This is a genomic window from Paraglaciecola sp. MB-3u-78 (assembly GCF_002835935.1).
Classification (GTDB): Bacteria; Pseudomonadota; Gammaproteobacteria; order Enterobacterales; family Alteromonadaceae; genus Paraglaciecola.
Map to the genome: position 1 here is coordinate 105,764 of NZ_PJCF01000012.1, position 21,605 is coordinate 127,368.

Here is a 21,605-nt window from a genome sequence, read left to right on the forward strand (position 1 = left end):
AGCAATACTGATGTGGTTCTGTTGATGGTTTCATTACGAGAAACTAGAGTTGTGCAGCAAGTTTATCCAATGCCTCACCCGTCACACGATTGACAGTCCATTCGTCCATAGACTGTGCGCCTAAAGATTGATAGAAATCGATGGCGGGTTTATTCCAATCCAATACCCACCATTCTAAACGGCCACAGTTTAGTTCGATGGCAAGGGAGGCTAAGTAACCTAATAGTATTTTGCCTAAGCCTTTGCCACGCATATGGGGCTGCACGTACAAGTCTTCTAAATAAATGCCAGGGCGACCGAGAAAGGTTGAGAAATTATGGAAGTACAATACAAAGGACACTGGAGCGCCGTCATATTCACCAATTACCACTTTGGCATGTGGTGTCTCGCCAAATAAACTTTCTTTTAATGTGGCCTCGTCTGCAACTACTTCATGTAATAACTTTTCATAATCGGCCAGCTCTTTAATAAAGGTTAAAATAAGTGCGGTATCTGCAACGGTAGCGGGGCGGATTATAAAATTAGGATCACGGGTTTGCGAGCTCATTTAGTTTTTCTTGGATTTTTTTTGGTTCCAGCTAGCAAAACCAAAAATCACAACAGACAAACACCAAATTGGCCAATCACCAAAGGAGCGGTATGGGGTATATCCCTTAACTTGTTGAATATTGTCGCTGAGCACCGCGGCTTCGAACTGGGGTAATCGGCTTTGAATTTGACCTCTGTGATCGATAAAAGCGGTGATGCCATTATTGGTGGCACGTAATACTGGCAAACCGAACTCTTTGGCCCGGGCTTGGGCAATTTCTAAATGTTGGGCTGGGCCATGGGAGCCACCAAACCAAGCATCATTACTAACAGTGATAATAAAGTCAGTGTTGTAGTATAGGTTGGCGGATATCTGCCTAGGAAAAGCAATTTCAAAACAAATGGCTGGGGCAAAGTGATAACCTTTTGCCTCTAAATTAGCTTGTTGATAATCGCCGCGACTAAAGGATGACATAGGCAAATCAAATATAGGTGCTAGACCCCGTATCCAGTCTTCTAATGGAATGAATTCGCCTATGGGCAGCAAGTGGTGTTTAGCAAAACGATTAGCATGAAAGTAATGGTAGTGACCTGGTTCCTTGGTGTCCTTATTTGTAGCGTCTTTATTTTTTTGACCTAAACCAATTAAGTTGTTGTAGGCTTCTCGTGTTTCAAAGTTGTAGTTAACAATACCCGTGATGAGCCCTGTGTTTGTTTGTGCGGCTATGTTATCCATTTCACTAAGATACTCTGCGGCTAAAGGTTCAAGTTTAGGGATGGCGGCTTCTGGCCAGATAACCACGTCATTATTCCAATGATCGGCAGTCATGTTTTTGTACTTGTCCATGGTTGGCTGATCTTGTTGTGGTGTCCATCGCAGCGCTTGTTCTATATTGCCCTGGACCATGGCAATACGGGCACTTTTCCCCGTTGGTTTGGCCCATTGATATTGGTTTAACGCTACACCTGAAACAAATAGTACTGTGACAACAATAACACTAGGTAGCCATCTTGTGTCAGCTAACCAGATAGCAAGTACCGTGCAAATGAGTACAATCAAACCTGATACACCAAACTCGCCAATGACTGGGAACCACCCTGCAAGTGGGCTTTGTATTTGGCTATAACCTAATGAAAGCCATGGAAAACCCGTTAAAAACCAACTTCTTAGCCACTCAACAACCAGCCAAATAAAGGGCAGGGCAATAGGCCATAACTTATTGGTAAAGTACTTAGTGATGAGATAACAACTTAAAGCAGGGAATAAGGCTAAATATGCGCTTAGCAGCAACATTAAAGTAATAGAGCCAATCAGCGGGATCCCACCAAAATCAGCGATGCTCACATGCACCCAACTCACACCTGCACCGAACCAACCTAAACCAAAGGCAAAACCTAGTTTAAAGCCTTGTTTGGGTAAAGCGTTGCTTAGTAAGTAAATAAAGCCAGTGAGGCTTAGGAAGGTAACAAACCAAAATGAAAACGGCGCATATGCCAATGTAAGCAAAGCGCCTAATAAAGATGCTAAAAGCATTTTTAAAGAGAGTGACATGTCACGCCCCTTGTCTATGATACTCAGAGCTATTCTTCCGTTTCTGGTAAAGTCACTTTTAACTGCAATAAGCGTCTTTTATCTGAGTTAGTCACTTTAAATTTAATCTCATCAATAGTGACGTTTTCATCTCGCTCTGGCATATGGCCAAACGCTTTTAACACAATGCCACCTATAGTATCTGCTTCTTCTTCATCAAACTTGGTTTCGAAAAACTTATTGAAATCTTCCAATGATGTGAGGGCTTTAACCGAGTAAGTGTATTTATTAAGTGGACGGATACCTTCGTTCACGTTTTCTTCCACATCATGTTCATCTTCAATTTCACCAACTATCAGTTCGAGAATATCTTCAATAGTCACTAATCCTGACACGCCACCATACTCATCTACTACTATGGCCATATGATAACGTTTTTGTTGAAATTCTTTGAGTAGCACATCTACACGTTTACTTTCGGGAACGATGACAGCTTGGCGAAGAATATTCTTTAGTTCAAAATTTTTGGCAGGAATAAAGGCATATTCAAGTAGGTCTTTGGCTAGCAAAATGCCTTCAATATGATCCTTGTCTTCGTTAATAACAGGAAAGCGGGAATGGGCAGAGTCAAGGAGGATAGGTAGAAACTCTTCTACAGTTTGGTCAATTTCAATGGTACGCATTTGAGCTCGTGGGATCATTATCTCCCTGACACGCATCTCACTGACTTCCATTACCCCTTCAATCATTGCTTTGGTTTCAGGGTTAATGACCTCTCGTTGCTCCGCATCAGTAATGACGTCAAACAACTCTTCTTTATTTTTCGGCTCTCCCGTAAAAGACTGGACTATTTTCTCAATCCAGCCTTTGTTGGCAGAACCGCTTGTTGATGGGGGGGTATCTTCGCTCATGATCTCGTTATTTAGGTTAGTTTTAGTAAAGCTTAAAAACTTTATGAATTATCCAAAATGCATCATTAATGATTTTGGTAGGGGTCGTCAATGGCTAATTTTTGTAAAATAGCGATTTCAATGCCTTCCATTGCTTCTGCATCCTGTTCTCTAATGTGGTCATACCCAAGCAAATGCAAGGTGCCATGTATCAACATATGTGCCCAGTGATGACCTATAATCTTGTTTTGTTCCTTTGATTCCCGTTTGACGACCTGGGCGCAAATCACTATATCCCCTAAAAAATTAGATATCGATTCATCTAAATGAACTCCGTCAGGTAAGACTAGTTCAGGCAATTCAAAAGGGAAGGACAACACGTTCGTTGGCTGGTCTTTGCCACGATATTGTTGATTAAGCTGTTGAATTTCTGCATCGTCAACAATACGCACAGTGATTTCTTTGTTATTAAGCTGCTGATAAGACAACAACGAGTCTAGCCATAATTGAATATCCTGTTGTGTAGGGATATCAGAGCAATCACTGGCAAGTTGTAAATCTAGAATGGCGCTCACCGGATTTTCACTTAATGGGATCTTCATGTTTATTGGCAATAACTTCACGGGAAATAGCTTCTTGTTGCGCTTTTTTTTCTAGTCGTTCTTTTTCTTGTTTGCCTTCATATTCCTCGTAAGCCATTACGATACGTCCTACAACTGGATGACGAACGACATCATTAGCACTAAAAAAGTTAAATGATATGTCATTGACATCTTTTAATACTTCTATGCTATGGCGTAAACCTGAACGTACACCACGAGGTAAATCTACTTGCGTAATATCCCCGGTGATCACAGCTTGGGAATTAAAACCAATACGGGTTAAAAACATTTTCATTTGTTCGACTGTGGTGTTTTGTCCTTCATCCAAAATAATAAAGGCGTCGTTTAAGGTACGACCACGCATATAAGCTAAAGGCGCTACTTCAATCACACTACGTTCAATTAATTTTTCAACTTTTTCAAAGCCAAGCATTTCAAATAATGCGTCGTATAATGGGCGTAAATAAGGATCAACTTTTTGTGATAAGTCGCCAGGTAAAAAGCCTAATTTTTCACCGGCTTCTACCGCAGGGCGGGTCAATAATATACGTCGCACTTCTTGACGTTCTAAGGCTTCCACCGCACAAGCAACGGCTAAATAGGTTTTACCGGTACCTGCAGGGCCTATACCAAAACTAATATCGTGATTAATGATATTACTCACATACTGAGACTGATTGGGATTACGAGGTTTGATCACCCCACGTTTGGTTTTGATATGGACTTCTTTACCATATTGACCGGCTTCGGCACGCTCCAAACATTTTGCTTCTTGAATGGCTAAATGTACTTTGTTTGGTTCGATATCTGGGATCACGCCACGGATTGGCTGCGTTTCCATATACAATAACTTGAGTAACTCTGCCGCACCGCTGGATTGTTGCGATTGCCCCGTCACTTTAAATTCGTTGTTACGATAAGTAATTTCTACGCCCAAGCGACGTTCAATTTGTTTGATATTGTCATCTAGTGGCCCACACAAGCTGGATAAACGTTTGTGATCTGAGGGCTCTAATACAATTTCACTGCTTACAAGGTTACTCAAATGGTTACTCTCTTTGCTGTATAAGTTTGTTAGTGTAACCGCCTAAACGACGGCAACTTGACCGACACCTAAGTCGTCAACTTTATTTGGATTTTTAGCTAGTATAGTGTGTGGTGCCAATTCGTTACGCAAGTCCATTTGATCTTCGGTTCTGAGCACATGACCCCTTAATGAATTGGCGAACACATCTGTTATCTTAACATCAACAAAATGACCAATCATTTTTGGTGTACCTTCAAAGTTCACCACGCGGTTGTTTTCTGTACGTCCTGACAACTCCATTGGATTTTTCTTACTTGGACCTTCCACCAAAATACGTTGCTCGGTATCTACCATGTTACGAGCAATACGTAATGCCTGCTGGGTGATACGTTGTTGCAACAAACTTAAGCGTTGCTTTTTGGTCTCTTCAGTTACATCGTCGGGTAAGTCAGCGGCAGGTGTGCCGGGGCGAGCGCTATAAATAAAACTAAAGCTCAAATCGAAATCCATGGCCTGAATTAAGTCCATAGTGGCTTCAAAATCAGCGTTAGTTTCGCCAGGGAAACCGATAATAAAATCAGATGACATGCTCAAATTAGGACGTATTTTTTTAAGCTTTCTAATTTTAGATTTATACTCAATCGCAGTATGTCCGCGTTTCATCAAGTTTAAAATACGATCTGCACCAGATTGTACCGGTAGATGTAAGTGATCAACCAATTCAGGGATTTGTGCATAAGCATCGATAATGTCGTCAGTAAACTCTACCGGGTGAGAGGTGGTATAACGAATTCTATCAATACCATTAATAGAAGCGACTAATTCTAATAATTCAGCAAACGTACAAATGCTGCCGTCGTAATTCAGGCCGCGAAATGCGTTCACGTTTTGGCCCAACATATTGACTTCACGCACGCCTTGGGCAGCCAACTGAGCAATTTCTAGCAATACGTCATCTACTGGGCGACTGACTTCTTCGCCGCGAGTGTAGGGCACTACGCAAAAAGTACAGTATTTTGAACAGCCTTCCATAATCGATACAAAAGCACTTGGACCATCTGCTTTGGGCTCGGGTAGACGATCAAACTTTTCAATTTCTGGAAAACTAATATCGATGACAGACTTGCTACCACCTTTAATTTGATTGATCATTTCTGGTAAGCGATGCAGAGTTTGAGGACCAAAAACAAGGTCAACAAAAGGCGCGCGTTTACGGATGGTTTTACCTTCTTGTGATGCTACACATCCGCCTACACCAATAATGAGGTCTGGTTTGTCTTTTTTCAGGTTTTTCCAGCGGCCTAATTGATGAAATACTTTTTCTTGAGCTTTCTCACGAATTGAGCAGGTATTAAGCAATATGATATCCGCGTCTTCAGCTGTGTCTGTGGCTTGATAACCATGAGTCGAGTTCAATAGGTCGGCCATTTTCTCCGAGTCATACTCGTTCATTTGGCAACCCCAGGTTTTAATAAATAGCTTTTTTGTCATAGCGGATCGTATTTACCTTTGGCAATCATTTTGTGCTGTCACTTAAAAGATATGAAGTCTTAATAAGTCACTAAAATCGAACCAGCAATCTTACGTGTTATTTGAACTAATCGCTACTTTTACACGAATTATATGCCTAATAAATACTCAGTAAACAGTGAATAATTGAATGACCAGCCTATAAAACAAATTTATTGATGGCTGGTGCTTTTCATATACCCACAAATTGCTTTGCTTGGTATGCTATTCATTAAGTGAAACTTAAAAATATTAAGACCCCTATATGCAAATTAAACAAAACTTACAGAAACTCGCCATTGGTAATATTGAAGTGGCTAATGACAAACCTTTTGTGCTTTTTGGCGGCATGAATGTGCTGGAGTCTAGAGATTTGGCGATGCGTATCGCCGAACATTATAAAGAGGTGACCCAAAAACTGGGTATTCCTTACGTGTTTAAAGCTTCGTTTGATAAAGCGAATCGTTCATCTATTCATTCTTATCGTGGCCCAGGAATGGAAGAAGGGCTAAAAATATTTGAAGAAATTAAACACACTTTTGATGTGCCTTTGATAACCGATGTACACGAAACTTACCAAGCGGCACCTGTAGCCGAAGTCGTTGATGTGATCCAATTACCTGCATTCTTAGCCCGCCAAACTGATTTGGTTGTCGCTATGGCAAAAACGGGCGCTATCATTAACGTTAAAAAACCTCAATTTTTAGCTGCTCAGGAAATGCAACATATCATCACTAAATTTGGTGAGGCGGGTAATGACAAAATTATCTTGTGTGAGCGAGGCTCTTGTTACGGTTATAACAACTTAGTGGTGGATATGTTGGCTATGGATGAAATGAAAGCTTATGCACCGGTTATTTTTGACGCCACCCATGCTTTGCAAAAACCTGGGGGACGGACTGATTCAGCTGATGGTCGTCGTGCTCAAGCGGCACAGCTTGCCAGAAGCGGTATGGCTTTAGGATTAGCTGGGTTGTTCATTGAAGCACATCCCAATCCTAATCAAGCTAAATGTGATGGACCTTGTGCCTTGGCTTTGGATAAATTGGAACCGTATTTACAACAAATGAAAGCATTGGATGAATTGGTTAAAGGCTTTGATCCCCTTGATACGAGTGCTGACTAATATATATAGGTAAGTGAATACTGTTTTGCTGTGCTAGGCTGATTTGGCCTTTTACGGCGGACTTAGCACAGGGTGCCCTGCACGGGGTGCCCCGCACAGCGATAACTTACTAAAAGGTGTCAACGGGTAAACAAAAACGTATAAATTATTCTGCGATGACTACTTTAAATTTGAATTCTGGTAGTGTCTTACCTAGTTTTAGCACTAATTCATTTGTTTGTGATTGAACTGTGTCGATATTAAGTTGTTTGACAACATCTGTTTTACTAACTGAAACTTGAATATTTTCAAGCATCGCATTGATATTGTTTACTATTTCAGTTTCAATGTCTATTCCAAATGTACTTTCAAGTTGCATCCTAGAACCAGTAGATCTCAGTTCTGCTGTAGCAGTTTGATTAAAAAGTGCTGAGACTAAAATAGCCACTATTGTATAAGTTGTTTTCATTTTGTTAACCTTTAGTTTAGTAATGTAAAATAATAAGTGTTTTTTTGTATATTAAATCTGTTTTGTGATTGTTATTTATTGTTTTAAAACAATAAATATTTACCACAAGTCGAATTGTATATTTAAATTTAAACCTAATAAAATGACTTTTTCTGTACTTGTAGATTAGAAAAACTAATGCTTTAATGGTAGCTGATATATAATTAGTTGACTGCTTAGCCATGAACCGCAGATTACCTCCTCTTAACTCTCTTAAAGCCTTTGAAGTGGCAGCTAGGCATCTCAGCTTTACCCGGGCTGCAGATGAACTTTTTGTTACTCAAGCAGCTGTTAGCCATCAAATAAAAGCATTAGAAGAGTTTTTATCCATGAAACTTTTTGTGCGCAAAAATCGAGCGTTATTTTTGACTGAAGAAGGCCAGAGTTACTACCTTGAATTAAAAGACATTTTTCAGTCGCTAAATGATGCAACTCAGCGATTAGTGGCAAAAGGGGAGAAGGGAGCCATTACCGTAGCGTTGCAAACAAGTTTTGCGATCCAGTGGTTAGTGCCTAGGATCAGCAAATTTAGTCAGTTAAATCCAGATATCGATCTACGGATAAAAGCGGTAGACGGTGATGAGGGATTTTTAACCGATGATGTGGATGTCGCAATTTATTTTGGCAAGGGCAAATGGTCAGGTCTAGCAGCTGATAAGTTACATACCGAATATCTGACCCCTATGTGTTCCCCTTTATTGATACAAGGAGGTAAACCTCTAAAGAAGTTGGACGATCTGTCGCAACATACGTTATTACACGACTCCTCTAGAGACGCTTGGCAGGAGTGGATACGACATTTCAACGTATTGGGAGTGAATGTTAATCATGGGCCGATTTTTAGTCATTCGTTATTAGTTCAACAAGTGGCGGCTTTAGGGCAAGGGATCGCTCTAGGTTACAGTTTTTTAGCCAGACCAGAAATTGAGGCGGGACGATTAATATGTCCATTCGAGGAAAAGTTAATCACTAAAAGTGCTTATTATTTAGTCTGCCATCAGTCTCAGGCTGATTTAGGTAAAATCACTGCATTTCGTGAATGGTTATTGGCACAAGTAAAAGAAGAGCAAGATGATCAATACTTAAGGGGCTATTGATCTTTCATATGTCATCGAGATTTTCCTCAAAATGTCCTCAATCAAGGCGAAACCTGTGAAGTTTGGTCATCCAAATAAACAGGTTTTAACGATGAGTGAGGGCGTTTTGAGGAAAACCCTGCGGGCTGGGCCATTTATTCGCCTACCTTCGTTGTTTATCTTTCGTTTAGAATGACTAAACTTCAAGGCAAACGCCTTGGTATCCAAATAAATGACCTCAGTCTCGGTGATATATGATAGATCAACAGCCCCTACTTAATAAAGCAACAAACCCTATTGCAACTTTTGTTTTCGCCCATGGCGCGGGTGCCGGGCAAAATAGTGACTTTATGCAACTAATGGCCGAGGGCTTGGCCAAACACAATATTAACGTAGTGCGTTTTAATTTTGCTTACATGCAATTGGCTGAAGACTTGGGTAAAAGGCGACCACCGGATAGAGCCGAGAAATTACTGCTTCACTTTAAAACAGTACTGAGTGAAATTGACGATAGGTTACCCATCTTTATTGGTGGCAAGTCGATGGGGGGCAGAATGGCCAGTATGTTATTGCAAGAGTCGAGTGCATTAGGCTGTATCTGTATGGGATACCCTTTTCATCCTCCGGGTAAACCTGAGAAGTTACGTACTGAACATTTGTTGGTAATGAATAAACCCGTATTAATATTGCAAGGCGAACGGGACACCTTTGGTACCCGAGAAGATATTGGCTCATATAATTTATCATCACAGGTACAAGTCAGTTATTTAGCGGATGGCGATCATAGTTTTAAACCGCGCAAGGCTTCTGGTTTTAAGCTTGATGATCATCTTAATTTAGCTGTTAGCCAAACTGCTGAATTTATTAAGTCGCATATATGAATAGGGTTCGCTCTGCTAGCTCAAACCTAATCTGCCCCTAAAATTTTTTTCACCACAGACAACACCTAGAGCACAAAGAAAAGCAGATAGTTGTTATTGATTTAATCAGACTCCGCTTGACCGGCTTAAAAAGGCTGGATGTTCACGTTTTCACCCACTTGAACATCTCCTGTGTCCTGCTCCAGAACCATATAACAATTGGCATTGGCGATAGAGCTCATGATACCTGAACCTTGTTTGCCATTGGGCTTAACCAACAGTTCACCCTGTCCGTCACGGTAGAATATGCCCCTTTGATAATCGGCTCGTCCAGGTCGTTTCTTAATAAGACAGGCTGCTTTGGCGACAAAATGTGGAGTAGGTCGATATGTTTGACCACTTAATTTTTGTAATACCGGTGTAACCAACTGTTCAAATGTGACATAAGACGAAACAGGGTTACCGGGTAATCCGCAAAAACAAGCCTTACCCAGTTGTCCAAAAGCAAAAGGTTTACCGGGTTTAATCGCCACTTTCCAAAAATTGATAGATCCTAGGTCATCCAATATTTCTTTGACGTAATCGGCATCACCTACCGATACTCCACCACAAGACAACACTAAATCACAATGACTGCCCGCTTGTTCAAAAACGGCTTTGAGATCATCTTTGTTATCTTTGACTATGCCAAAATCAAACACAACAACGGGAAACGTTTTGAGTAATGCGGTAAGTGCATAACGATTACTCTCGTAAATAGCACCATCGGTAAGGGCTTGACCTGGGGGCGTTAATTCATCACCTGTGGCAATTAAACCTACTTTGAGATTACGAATGACGGATATCTCAGCCATACCCACAGAAGCAATTAATGCGAGATACGCTGGGGTTAGCTTAGTGCCTTTGGTTACCACAACCATGCCTTGCTGAATATCTTCTCCGGCTTTTCGTACGCTGTTACCGAATTCAGGTATTTGTTTAAAAATAACAAAACCGTCTTTAGTCTCAGTGTTTTCTTGCATCACCACAGAATCAGCCCCTTGGGGGATAACGGCACCTGTCATGATCCTGATACATTGGCCGGGCAACACTTTCTGTCTAAAAGGTGCACCAGCTAAAGCTGTACCCACTAATTGAAGTGTGTTGTTACCAATAAGATCTTCACAACGCATAGCATAACCATCCATGGCTGAATTATCATTTGGCGGTACATTAATATTGGACTCCACATCCACGGCTAAGACTCTGCCAAGTGAGTCTTCCAGTTCTATTTGCTCACTTTCTAAAATGGGGTGCACTTGCTTTAGCATAGTGTAAATAGCAGATTGTATGGGTAAAAGTCCGGGGCTATCGCAGGTTTCGATCATAGGTTTCGTTATTGTCAGTCTTTACAAATCAATAGATGATTATCGCAAAAAAAATGCTAGAGGGTGTGCAAATTTCAAAACACAGGGCATTTATCCCTGTGTTTTGATTATTGGTTAAAGTTTTTCGATTTTGTAACCTTTAGCTTTGAGCTTAGCTAATACACTATCAGGCCCTGCAAGATGTAAAGCGCCAACCAATATAAACTCTATGGATGGGTCATTGAGCATGTTCACAATTTTAGGTAACCAATTGTTGTTGCGAGTTACCAGCAAGTCTTGATAGATAGTCGGATAATCAGCTTTAAAAGGTGTGATACCTACATCGGCCATACCTTGCATATCACCTGCAAGCCAAGTCGAATGTAGCTTAGCAAACATCTCCGGCATTTTTTTGATGTCTTTTAAGGTGTATTCAATCATGGCATTAGGATCGTCACCGCCCAATTTAGAGATAAACGCCAGTTGTTCATCAGGTGTTTCTAGCCAGCCTTGTTCCTTTGCTTGCGTCTTTGCCATATTCGCAAAAAACATATCTACACCTACACTGGTGTAACCCATTGCTTGTAGTTCAATAAAGGTCAGTGAAATCGCTAATAAACTCGGCTTATGTGATGCAAATGCCTGCATCGGTATTTCTCGTGATGATAAATGTATCGCTAACGCTTTATACGTATCGGGTTGCAAGACTGTATTAATAGTCGTGCCGTCGCTATACATCATTTGGTCCATCATTTTTTGACCAAATGCTGGTGAGCTCACCACCTCCATGTCGGTTTCAAAAATCACTTTATCTGATGCTTGGTATGCCAAATCATATTCTTTTGCTAAAGGATAATCCTTAGGAGTGAGAACATGGATAGTACCCCCAATATAAAGGCTGTGCTGGTTGTTAGTCACTTTCCACACCGATGCAGCTTGAAGATCAAGGGTAAATAATAGAACAGTACTCAGTGTGAACGCTTTTATCAAAGTCATTTTGTTACTTCTTCCTATAGGTATCTATGCAAAAAACCGGATACAAGAATAGCCTCGCTGTATAGCTTAACGCAACATCACCCAGTCTCTTTTTCATGCTCTATCTTGGTGCTACTGCATTGAATATGAGCAATGATTGTAGCGTTACACCTCTCTATTTTAGCTAACTGACTGAATTGTATGGTATTAATAATTGGCATCATTTGTGTATTAGCCTACGTACTAAGCAATGTAAATTTTTGCTAAATTTATTTTTCATCTTTTATACAAAAACGTATGCAAGGTGACTCGGCAAAGAAGCCCACCTATTCCTGAACTGGAATGGTGGGTTTTTTTTTGCGCTCAAGAAATCCAGATAAATGCAGGGTGACTTATGTCGGACTTAATCAATGTACACAACGGGAATAACATGCGAATAGTAGTAGTAGGCAATGGCATGGTTGGTCATCATTTTGTCGACCAATTGATACAAGAAAATAATGCAGACAACAACACGCAGTTAGATGTTGTAGTGTTGTCAGCAGAGCCAAGGCTTGCCTATGACCGTGTACATTTATCTGAGTATTTTTCTGGCAAAACAGCTGATGAGCTGGCATTAACCACCCCAGAATATTATCAAGCACACAATATTAAATTCGCTTTGAATGCCAAGGTTATCAACATCAATAAGTTGGCTAAAACAGTCACAACCGCAGTGGGCGAGGTGTTTGAATACGATAAGCTGGTTTTATCAACTGGCTCTTATCCTTTTGTTCCGCCCATACCGGGTAACGACCAACCTCATTGTTTGGTCTACCGTACCATTGAAGATCTTGAAAATATCAGTGCTTCATCTGCCGTCAGTAAAGTGGGCGTGGTGGTGGGTGGTGGTCTATTAGGTTTAGAAGCGGCCAACGCCTTAAAAGAAGCGGGGTTACAAACCCATGTGGTTGAATTTGCCCCGCAGTTAATGGCTGTGCAGGTAGATAACGGCGGTGGTCGTGTACTGCGCAGTAAAATCGAAGCCCTTGGCGTACAAGTACATACTCAAAAAGCCACACAAAGCATTGAAGCCGGCGAAACCTGTCGCTACAAAATGTGTTTTGCCGATGGAGAAGTATTAGAAACCGACATGATCTTGTTTTCGGCAGGTATTCGACCGCAAGATGCATTAGCCCGTGAATTTGATATCGCCATAGGTGAGCGCGGTGGCATAGTGGTAAATGACCAATGCCTAACCAGTGATGCGGATATCTACGCTATTGGTGAATGTGCATTATGGAATAACTTTATCTTTGGATTAGTGGCACCCGGTTACACTATGGCCAGAGCCGCTGCTAGTCATATTATTGGTGGTGATGTGACGTTCCAAGGTGCGGATATGAGCACCAAGCTAAAACTCATGGGCGTAGAAGTTGGTTCAATTGGTGATGCTCATGCTAGAACTGCTGGAGCTTTATGTTACACCTACGAAAACCAGCCTCTAGAAGTCTACAAAAAGATTGTGATCGATGGCGAGCAGAAAAAACTACTGGGTGCCGTGCTCATAGGTGACACCAGTGACTACGATACTTTGCTGCAATACGCATTAAATGATATTGAATTACCAGAACATCCAGAAAGCCTTATTTTACCCGCGGGAGCTAACGCGGCCCCGGCACTAGGTGTTGACGCATTTCCCGATACTGCGACTATTTGTTCATGTCACAACGTATCAAAGGGCGATATCATTGAGGCCTTTGTCACCGGCAGTTGTAACTTAGGGGATATTAAATCCTGTACCAAAGCCAGCACAGGTTGCGGCGGTTGTACGGCACTGCTGAAAACAGTAGTGGACAGCGAACTCACCAAACGTGGCGTTGAAGTGAAAAAAGACATCTGCGAACACTTCGCTTATTCACGTCAAGAAATGTTTCACTTAGTTAAAGTCGGCGGCATCAAAACCTTTGACGATTTGATTGATAAACATGGCAAAGGTTTAGGCTGTGAAATATGTAAACCGGTAACTGCGTCTATTCTTGCTTCAGTTTGGAACGACTTTGTACTCAAACCAGACCACGTCAGCCTGCAAGATACCAACGACACATACCTGGGTAATATGCAAAAAGACGGCACGTATTCAGTGGTGCCCCGTATCGCGGGCGGCGAAATCACCCCAGAAAAACTCATAGTATTAGGTCAAGTCGCCAAAGATTATAAGTTGTATACCAAAATCACTGGCGGCCAACGCATCGATTTATTTGGCGCCCGTGTGGATCAACTTCCCGCTATTTGGCAAACCCTTATCGAAGCCGGTTTTGAAACCGGCCATGCCTATGCCAAGTCACTAAGAACAGTGAAGTCATGCGTAGGCAGTACTTGGTGTCGTTTTGGTGTGCAAGACTCAGTAGGCCAAGCCATAGAATTAGAAAATCGTTACAAAGGTTTACGGGCACCCCACAAAATCAAGTTTGGTGTGTCGGGTTGTACCCGTGAATGTGCCGAAGCCCAAAGTAAAGATATAGGCATCATCGCCACCGAAAACGGCTGGAACTTATATGTATGTGGCAATGGCGGCATGAAACCCCGTCATGGCGATTTGTTTGCTACCGATTTAGACACTGCAACTTTAGTTAAATACATTGACCGCGTACTGATGTTTTACGTTAGAACTGGCGACCGTTTGCAACGTACTTCGGTATGGATGGAAAACCTTGAAGGTGGTTTAGCGTATTTGCAGCAAGCGGTGATTGAAGACTCGTTAGGCTTAGGCGAAGAGCTTGAAGCACAAATGCAAAATGTGGTCGACACCTACCAGTGTGAGTGGAAAACCGCAATTGAGAACGAACAATCTCGTAAACGTTTCCGTCAGTTTGTTAATAGTGATAAATCTGATTTGAACATTGTATTTGTTGAAGAGCGTGAACAAATTCGCCCAGCTACAGAATCAGAAAAAGAACTCTTTAGCCAAACAAAAAGCAGTCAATCGCAAAGCAGCGAATCGCAAAGTAGTGAAGTGAAAGGCACTGAACTTGCCATAGAACTGGTTTAAGGAGACACATCATGAATACATCAAATAATTGGATAACAGTATGCAGCGATACAGATTTAGTCACTAACTCTGGGGTTTGCGCATTGTTGAACGAACAACAAATTGCCTTGTTTAAGATTAAAGGCGTTAATGGTGAACAGATTTTTGCAGTGAGTAACTGGGATCCTATTGGCAAAGCCAATGTGTTGTATCGTGGGTTAGTGGGCTCTGTTGAAAACGTCAAGGTGATCATTTCACCACTTTACAAGCAGCGTTATTGCTTAGAGTCCGGGCAGTGCCTAGATGACGAAACCATTAAGTTGCTTGTCTACCCGGTGCGTATCGAACAAAACCAAGTGCAGTTGCAGTTGGTTGGTTAATTGATGCCTTCTAGTCGTCCTCCACAAAAACAACGCAAAGGTAACGCGCCTTCTATGCTTAACACTACGTGTCCATACTGCGGGGTAGGTTGTGGTGTGGAAGTGCAAGTTGGCGCAGATAATAAATTAACAGACCTAAAAGGTAGCAGCGATCATCCGGCCAACTTTGGGCGTTTATGCGTTAAAGGTAGCAAACTACTGGAAACCAACTCAGCATCAGGCCGCTTACATAGCCCTATGATTGACGGTAATAAAGCCAGTTGGGAAGAGGCAATTGCTCAAGTTGCCAGTAAATTTAATCAGCTTATTGCAGAACATGGTCCCGATTCAGTGGCGTTTTATGTCTCGGGGCAATTATTAACCGAAGATTATTACGTCGCCAATAAACTAATGAAAGGCTACATAGGCACTGCCAATATCGATACTAATTCGAGACTGTGTATGTCGTCTGCGGTCGCTGCCTACAAACGTGCATTTGGTGCCGATGCTGTGCCTTGTTGTTATGAAGATTTAGAACAAACCGAATTGTTAATCTTGGTTGGCTCCAACGCCGCTTGGACACATCCTGTATTATTTCAACGAATTGAACGTGCCAAAAAGCTTAATCCTGACATACAAGTGGTCACAATCGATCCCCGTAGAACGGCTACGTCAGAGTTAGCAGATTTACATTTAGCGATTAAACCCGGCACCGATGTTGCCTTGTTTAATGGTTTGTTGGCCTACCTAGCTACCCAAGATGTTTTGGACATCAATTATATCTCAGCCCATACCCAAGGCGTTGCGCAGGTATTAAATAACTGTGCGTTTTGGACTCTGGCTAAGGTCGCCCAGCAATGTGATATAACAGAATTAGACTTAATCAGTTTTTACAAATTGTTTAGTCAGACCGACAAAGTGGTTACGGCCTATTGTATGGGCGTTAATCAATCGACTTCAGGTACAGATAAAGCCAGCAGTATTATTAATTGTCATTTAGCCACGGGTAAAATTGGCCGTGAAGGCTGTGGACCGTTTTCATTAACAGGTCAGCCAAATGCCATGGGTGGCCGTGAAGTAGGTGGCTTGGCCAACATGTTGGCTTGTCATATGGATATCGACAATCCTGAGCATCGTAAAACAGTTCAAACTTATTGGCAGTCACCGAAAATCGCCGATAAAGTCGGCTTAAAAGCCGTCGATTTATTTGAAAATATCAACAATGCCAAAGTCAAAGCCGTGTGGATCATGGCAACTAACCCTATGGTGAGTATGCCCAATAGACAAAAAATTGCCGAAGCCTTAAACAAATGTGAGCTGGTGGTGGTGTCAGATTGTGTGGCTAAAAACGATACCCTCGATTATGCCCACATAGCATTACCTGCAACAGGCTGGTCAGAAAAAGACGGTACAGTCACTAATTCTGAGCGCCGCATTTCCCGCCAGCGCGGTTTGTTACCTGCCGCAGGCGAAGCGAAACACGATTGGCAGATTATTTGTGAAGTAGCCAAAGCTATGGGTTTTGATAAGGGCTTTAACTTTGATTCGCCCAGTGAGATATTTGCCGAGTACACAGGTTTAACGCAAGTAGATAACCAAGGCAGTCGTGATTTAGACCTCTCTGGATTATGTGATTTGACAGAAACCCAATACAACCGTTTAAAACCCGTGCAATGGCCTGTAAACAAACAGTCTCCCGACGGCACTAAACGATTATTCAGCGACGGAAAATTCTATACCTCAACTGGAAAAGCGCAGTTTGTGGTCACAGAATTTACTGCGCCGGAACAACTCACCAACAGTGATTACCCCTTTGTGTTGAACAGTGGTCGGGTGCGCGACCAATGGCATACCATGACCCGCACCGGCAAAACGTCGGAACTCACTGCACACGTCAACCGCCCGTACTTGGCTATACATGCAAAAGATGCTGGAAGCTTAGGTCTGATTAATGATGATTTGGTCAGTCTTAACGCGGCACATTTTAAGGGCTAAACGCCCCCAGTGTTATTGCCTGTAGTGATTGATAACAATCAACGGCAAGGTGAAGTGTTTGCGCCCATTCATTGGAGTGCTAGCAATGCATCCAGTGCCAATATCACTGCGCTGTATACTGACGCTAACGATAAAATATCAGGCCAGCCTGAACTTAAACATGCTGCGATTAAGCTGCAAAAAGTCAGTTATCAACATTATGGCCAATTGTTTATTAAGCAAGATCTTAAGGTCGAATTGCTAGGTGAATATTTTGATTATTTTGTCACCAGCCCAGTCGAGAAAGGCCAGCTAGTATTTTTTGCCACCGATCAGCAGCCAGCAACGATTAAACGTCACTTACAATTGCAGTTGCCGCTTTATGACGAATGGATTAATGCCGCAGACCCAGACTTAAACAGCACCTGCGCCATGCGCCAGGGCGAGATGTCGTTGATCATGTTTATCTCATCAAAAAATATTGAAGTTGATCCTAGCTGGATCAATAGTTTGCTCAACAGCGAAGACGTCACGTCTGAACAATTACATGGTTTGCTAAACAAACAACCAGACGAGCAATTCAAACAAGGCAAGTTGATATGTAGTTGTTTTAAAGTGGGTGAAAACACCATTATTGACGCCATCAAAACTGGCTGCGACTCAGTAGACAGTTTAGGACGCAAACTACAATGCGGCACCAATTGTGGCTCATGTAAGTCTGAACTGAGCCAGCTGGTTAAACAGCATAAGCCAAAAAAACTGGTTATCGAACAACACCAATTAATTGCTTTGGAGGACGTATCATGAACACCGAAAATACATTACTGCCAAGTGGATTAGGACGATTGCACTTAGGGCGAATACAACAGTTTTTGACTAGTCATAATGCCAATCCTATTAATCAATTACCCAATTGGTTAAAGCAGTATTTCACTAATAATCAGCTTGTGCATCGCCGCAAACGGGCTGACAAAGGCCATGTTTATTTGATTGGTGCTGGGCCAGGAGATGCAGAACTATTAACCCTAAAAGCCCACCGTTTAATTCAACAAGCCGATGTGGTGATGTTCGACTGGTTAGTGAATCCTGATATTATCAAGATGAACCCAAGCCATGTTGAACGGGTGTTTGTGGGTAAAAAGTGTGGTCGCCATAGTATGCAACAGGCTGATATATGTCAGTTAATGGTAGAAGTGGCACTAACCGGTAAAAACATAGTACGGCTAAAAGGGGGCGACCCCGCCATTTTTGCTAGAGCCGCTGAAGAATGTGATATTTTAGCCAAACACAACATCGACTTTGCCATAGTGCCGGGTATTACCGCTGCATCAGGCGCGTCGGCGTATGCAGGTATTCCGCTTACCCACAGAGAATGTGCTCAATCGGTACGTTTTATTACGGCACATTTAAAATCAATAAAATCAATAAAGTCAGCCTCAGGCGAATTAAAATCAGCCACAGACGAGCCTAACTGGCAAGCCCTAGTGGCTGGTGCAGGTGCATCGCATTCTGCCACTCATGGCGAAACCTTAGTGTTTTATATGGGGCTCAAACGCATTGAAACTATTATGCAGCGCCTCGAAACCCACGGTCTAGCCGCAAATACCCCAGTTGCAGTCATAGACCAAGCATCAACGGCGCAACAACAAGTGTGTATAGGCACTTTAGAAAATATCGCTAAGCGCGTAACCGAACAAAACTTTCAAGGACCTGCAGTGACGATAGTGGGGGAGGTGGTGAATAAACGCCACAAAGTAAACTTATCGTTGTTATCAGAATCAGCAAATGAGTTAGCCGCAACAGCTTAACTAATATGATTTTACGCTGATAGGTTTGGTTATTTAATTACGAAATTCAGAGTAGAATATCAAACATAGTAGATAAGAATTAACCAGTTATGCCCGAAACAATGTCAGACAGCCCCACAAACTTTAAACACTTTATTCGCATTATCGGCCGTGGCCAAAGGGCAGGGCGCACCTTAACCATGCTCGAAGCCGAGCAGGCAATGTCTATGATCATCAATGGTCAAGCCACAGCCGAACAAAAAGGTGCGTTTTTGATGTTACTGCGGGTTAGAGAAGAAACACCTGAAGAACTAGCCGGTTTTAGTCAGGCATTTCGTGTGCATACGGCTACTAGTGTGGCTGATTTAAACGTTGATTTAGATATGGGCTGTTACGCAGGTAAACGCAGACATCTCCCATGGTTTTTATTAGCAGTTATGTTGCTGGCTAAAAGCGGTAAACGGATATTTTTACACGGTACCCACGAGCCAGATTCGAAACGTTTATATCTTAAAGAAGTGTTACCCCAATTAGGTTTTGATGTGGCGCAAAATTCAGAACAAGCTCAAAAAGCCTTAGACACATTCGGTTTCGCCTACATGGATTTAAAGCACATTAACCCGCAACTCGACGACATTATTCAATTGCGCGAGCAGTTTGGTTTGCGCTCGTGCGCCAATACCTTGGCCAGAATGTTAAATCCATCTAACGCTGCACATAGTCTACAAGGCATTTTCCATCGCAAGATAGACGAAAAACACCGAGAAACCGCAGCCCTATTAAATGATGCTAACGTATTATGTTTTAGAGGCGAAGGCGGAGAAGTCGAATTTAATCCATTGCGAGATGTGACTCTGCATCTTAGCCGCAGCGCACAGCAATCGAGCGAAGACGTAAAAGCCACTTGCGAAACTTTTATCACTAAACCTCAAGAGCTCGATGCTAAACAGTTAATAAGTGTTTGGACCGCAGAGCTTGATGATGCTTACGCTAATCATGCTGTAGTGGGGACTTTGAGTTTAATGTTGGTGTTAGTGAATAAACTTGATTGGGTAGAGGCGTATCAACAAGCAGAAGTTATGTGGCAAAAGCGTGATAAAACATGGCCTGTAGTTTTACCTGAAGATAATTTAGCCGCTACGGCTTTTGATACTACGGGAAAACATTATGCACATTAAGGAAGAGGCGATTTTGCATTCCTTAAAAATGGGAATATTAGACATTCGAGGGTAAGTCAAAAATAAAAAGTATCGTCGGAGCCTTTAATTTTTATAAGGCTCGACTAATATCCATGCTTTTGTGCAAGACTCTTACCGTAAGAATTGAGTTGATTTTATTTTGTTTCTTGATCTTCTAGTGTTATTAAACTAGCTCTAATGACTTCACTTGTTGAGCCGTAACGGCCTGAAGTAAGTTGTTGATTTATAAAATGATCAAAGTGTTCACCTAAGGTGATACTGGTACTTTTAGCCATAGTCTTAACCTTAACCTTAACCTTAACCTATTCATGTATACCCATATATATTAGATTATGGTGAATGATGTTGGTTGAGGGGAAGTAAACGTCAAAGTCTAGATAGTGGGCTCATCACTGAATTGCCACCCCTCTGTAAAATGTGAGTATAGATTTGGGTGGTACGTAAATCGGCGTGGCCTAGTTGATCCTGAACAGTACGGATGTCTGCGCCTGATTGTAGGAGATGGGTGGCACAAATTTGTCTGGAGCTAAATTTGAACATCCGCAGGATGGCCCGAAGGGTAAAATGAAAGGACGCATTTTATAAAACTATGGCGTAGGGTGTGTGGAGTGACGTGTTTGTCTATATTAGCTTTACTGGTTGCAAAGATAATATTACGTTGTATTTGTTTTTCATTGATATGGTGGCGCCTAAGCTTTTGGTTTTCAGGATCAATACTCAGTTTTGAAGAGGGAAATAAGTATTGCCAGTTCAAACTTTTATTGGCAGACGGGAATTTTAATTGCAATGCGTGAGGCATCCAAACACCAGCAAATTGTGTATTGTTTAAGTCTAATTGCAGATATTGCTTTACCTTAGCAATTTGGCTGTGAATAGGATTTTCTAACTCATTCGCAAGGGTAACAACTCGATGTTTTCCGCCCTTGCCATTCCATACTCTTACGCAATGGTAGTCAAAACCGATATCTTTTACCCTGAGTCTAACGGCTTCCATCAATCTTAATCCGCTGCCGTATAGCAAACTTGCAAGCAAATAATAATTGGCGTTAATTTGTTCAAGCAAATGTTTAACTTCGTCAACGGTTAATACCACCGGCAACTTTTGTTGGCGTTGGCTGCGAACAAAGTTTAGTTTCAACGTCAACGGTTTTTGAATAATGACCTTATACAAAAAACTCAGCGCATTTAACGCACCTGCTTGCGTCTGTGCTGCCACTTAGCCCGACCAACCACTACATGTTGTGTTTACTAGATTTAACCTCGATGCCACTTTGCTGACCTAATGTAGAAACAAAAACGCAGCCTTTAAGGACTGCTTT

16 protein-coding genes and 3 pseudogenes are annotated in these 21,605 nt (G+C 41.9%); 8 read left to right on the plus strand and 11 right to left on the minus strand.

Going from position 1 to position 21,605, the window contains the following annotated elements; translation table 11 throughout:
- Positions 1-43: 43 nt before the first annotated feature.
- From CXF95_RS23195 to miaB, 6 genes are all read right to left on the minus strand, one after another.
- Positions 44-547, minus strand: coding sequence for a GNAT family N-acetyltransferase (locus tag CXF95_RS23195; protein ID WP_101200906.1), 504 nt, complete (start codon positions 545-547; stop codon positions 44-46).
- Positions 548-2,080, minus strand: coding sequence for an apolipoprotein N-acyltransferase (gene lnt, locus CXF95_RS23200; RefSeq protein ID WP_101200907.1), 1,533 nt, complete (start codon positions 2,078-2,080; stop codon positions 548-550).
- 29 nt (positions 2,081-2,109) lie between these two features.
- Positions 2,110-2,970, minus strand: a complete 861-nt coding sequence (gene corC, locus CXF95_RS23205) for a CNNM family magnesium/cobalt transport protein CorC (protein ID WP_101200908.1) — start codon at positions 2,968-2,970, stop codon at positions 2,110-2,112.
- A 65-nt stretch (positions 2,971-3,035) separates the two neighbouring features.
- Positions 3,036-3,524: an rRNA maturation RNase YbeY gene (ybeY, locus tag CXF95_RS23210; protein WP_101201008.1), complete on the minus strand. Its 489-nt coding sequence runs from the start codon at positions 3,522-3,524 to the stop codon at positions 3,036-3,038.
- Positions 3,525-3,531: 7 nt separating this feature from the next.
- On the minus strand, positions 3,532-4,596 hold the full coding sequence (locus CXF95_RS23215; RefSeq protein WP_101200909.1) for a PhoH family protein: 1,065 nt from the start codon (positions 4,594-4,596) through the stop codon (positions 3,532-3,534).
- A gap of 42 nt (positions 4,597-4,638) precedes the next feature.
- Complete coding sequence (gene miaB, locus CXF95_RS23220) at positions 4,639-6,069, minus strand: tRNA (N6-isopentenyl adenosine(37)-C2)-methylthiotransferase MiaB (protein ID WP_101200910.1); 1,431 nt, start codon at positions 6,067-6,069, stop codon at positions 4,639-4,641.
- A 283-nt stretch (positions 6,070-6,352) separates the two neighbouring features.
- Here miaB and kdsA point away from each other — a divergent pair, with 283 nt between their 5' ends.
- A complete protein-coding gene (gene kdsA, locus CXF95_RS23225; protein WP_101200911.1) occupies positions 6,353-7,213 on the plus strand; it encodes a 3-deoxy-8-phosphooctulonate synthase in 861 nt (286 codons plus the stop codon).
- A 145-nt stretch (positions 7,214-7,358) separates the two neighbouring features.
- Here kdsA and CXF95_RS23230 read toward each other — a convergent pair whose 3' ends face one another.
- The gene (locus CXF95_RS23230) at positions 7,359-7,661 is read right to left on the minus strand and encodes a hypothetical protein (RefSeq protein ID WP_101200912.1); all 303 of its coding nucleotides are present in this window, start codon (positions 7,659-7,661) and stop codon (positions 7,359-7,361) included.
- 221 nt (positions 7,662-7,882) lie between these two features.
- On the opposite strand from CXF95_RS23230, the gene CXF95_RS23240 reads away from it, so the two are divergent.
- Both CXF95_RS23240 and CXF95_RS23245 read left to right on the plus strand, forming a co-directional pair.
- Positions 7,883-8,797, plus strand: coding sequence for a transcriptional regulator GcvA (locus tag CXF95_RS23240; RefSeq protein ID WP_101200914.1), 915 nt, complete (start codon positions 7,883-7,885; stop codon positions 8,795-8,797).
- A gap of 233 nt (positions 8,798-9,030) precedes the next feature.
- A complete protein-coding gene (locus tag CXF95_RS23245) occupies positions 9,031-9,657 on the plus strand; it encodes an alpha/beta family hydrolase (RefSeq protein WP_101200915.1) in 627 nt (208 codons plus the stop codon).
- Between the two features lie 125 nt (positions 9,658-9,782).
- Here CXF95_RS23245 and glp read toward each other — a convergent pair whose 3' ends face one another.
- Both glp and CXF95_RS23255 read right to left on the minus strand, forming a co-directional pair.
- On the minus strand, positions 9,783-11,003 hold the full coding sequence (gene glp / locus CXF95_RS23250; protein WP_101200916.1) for a gephyrin-like molybdotransferase Glp: 1,221 nt from the start codon (positions 11,001-11,003) through the stop codon (positions 9,783-9,785).
- 114 nt (positions 11,004-11,117) lie between these two features.
- On the minus strand, positions 11,118-11,978 hold the full coding sequence (locus CXF95_RS23255; protein WP_101200917.1) for a TraB/GumN family protein: 861 nt from the start codon (positions 11,976-11,978) through the stop codon (positions 11,118-11,120).
- Positions 11,979-12,387: 409 nt separating this feature from the next.
- Here CXF95_RS23255 and nirB point away from each other — a divergent pair, with 409 nt between their 5' ends.
- The 5 genes and pseudogenes from nirB (at position 12,388) to CXF95_RS23280 (ending at position 20,265) form a co-directional block, all read left to right on the plus strand.
- Positions 12,388-14,988 (plus strand): nitrite reductase large subunit NirB, encoded by a 2,601-nt coding sequence (gene nirB, locus CXF95_RS23260; RefSeq protein WP_369809343.1) that lies wholly within the window; start codon positions 12,388-12,390, stop codon positions 14,986-14,988.
- An 11-nt stretch (positions 14,989-14,999) separates the two neighbouring features.
- Complete coding sequence (gene nirD, locus CXF95_RS23265; protein WP_101200919.1) at positions 15,000-15,347, plus strand: nitrite reductase small subunit NirD; 348 nt, start codon at positions 15,000-15,002, stop codon at positions 15,345-15,347.
- Positions 15,348-15,401: 54 nt separating this feature from the next.
- Positions 15,402-18,107, plus strand: a pseudogene (locus CXF95_RS23270) (molybdopterin-dependent oxidoreductase).
- Positions 18,104-19,108, plus strand: coding sequence for a uroporphyrinogen-III C-methyltransferase (gene cobA, locus CXF95_RS23275; RefSeq protein ID WP_101200920.1), 1,005 nt, complete (start codon positions 18,104-18,106; stop codon positions 19,106-19,108). The pseudogene CXF95_RS23270 and the gene cobA overlap by 4 nt, the downstream one beginning before the upstream one ends.
- A gap of 89 nt (positions 19,109-19,197) precedes the next feature.
- Entirely contained in the window at positions 19,198-20,265 is a 1,068-nt protein-coding gene (locus CXF95_RS23280) for a glycosyl transferase family protein (protein ID WP_101200921.1), read from the plus strand.
- Between the two features lie 158 nt (positions 20,266-20,423).
- Here the strand turns inward: CXF95_RS23280 and CXF95_RS23285 are convergent.
- Positions 20,424-20,561, minus strand: a pseudogene (locus CXF95_RS23285) (type II toxin-antitoxin system ParD family antitoxin); the annotation flags it as partial.
- Positions 20,562-20,652: 91 nt separating this feature from the next.
- Positions 20,653-21,502, minus strand: a pseudogene (locus CXF95_RS23290) (integron integrase).
- Positions 21,503-21,605: the final 103 nt, after the last annotated feature.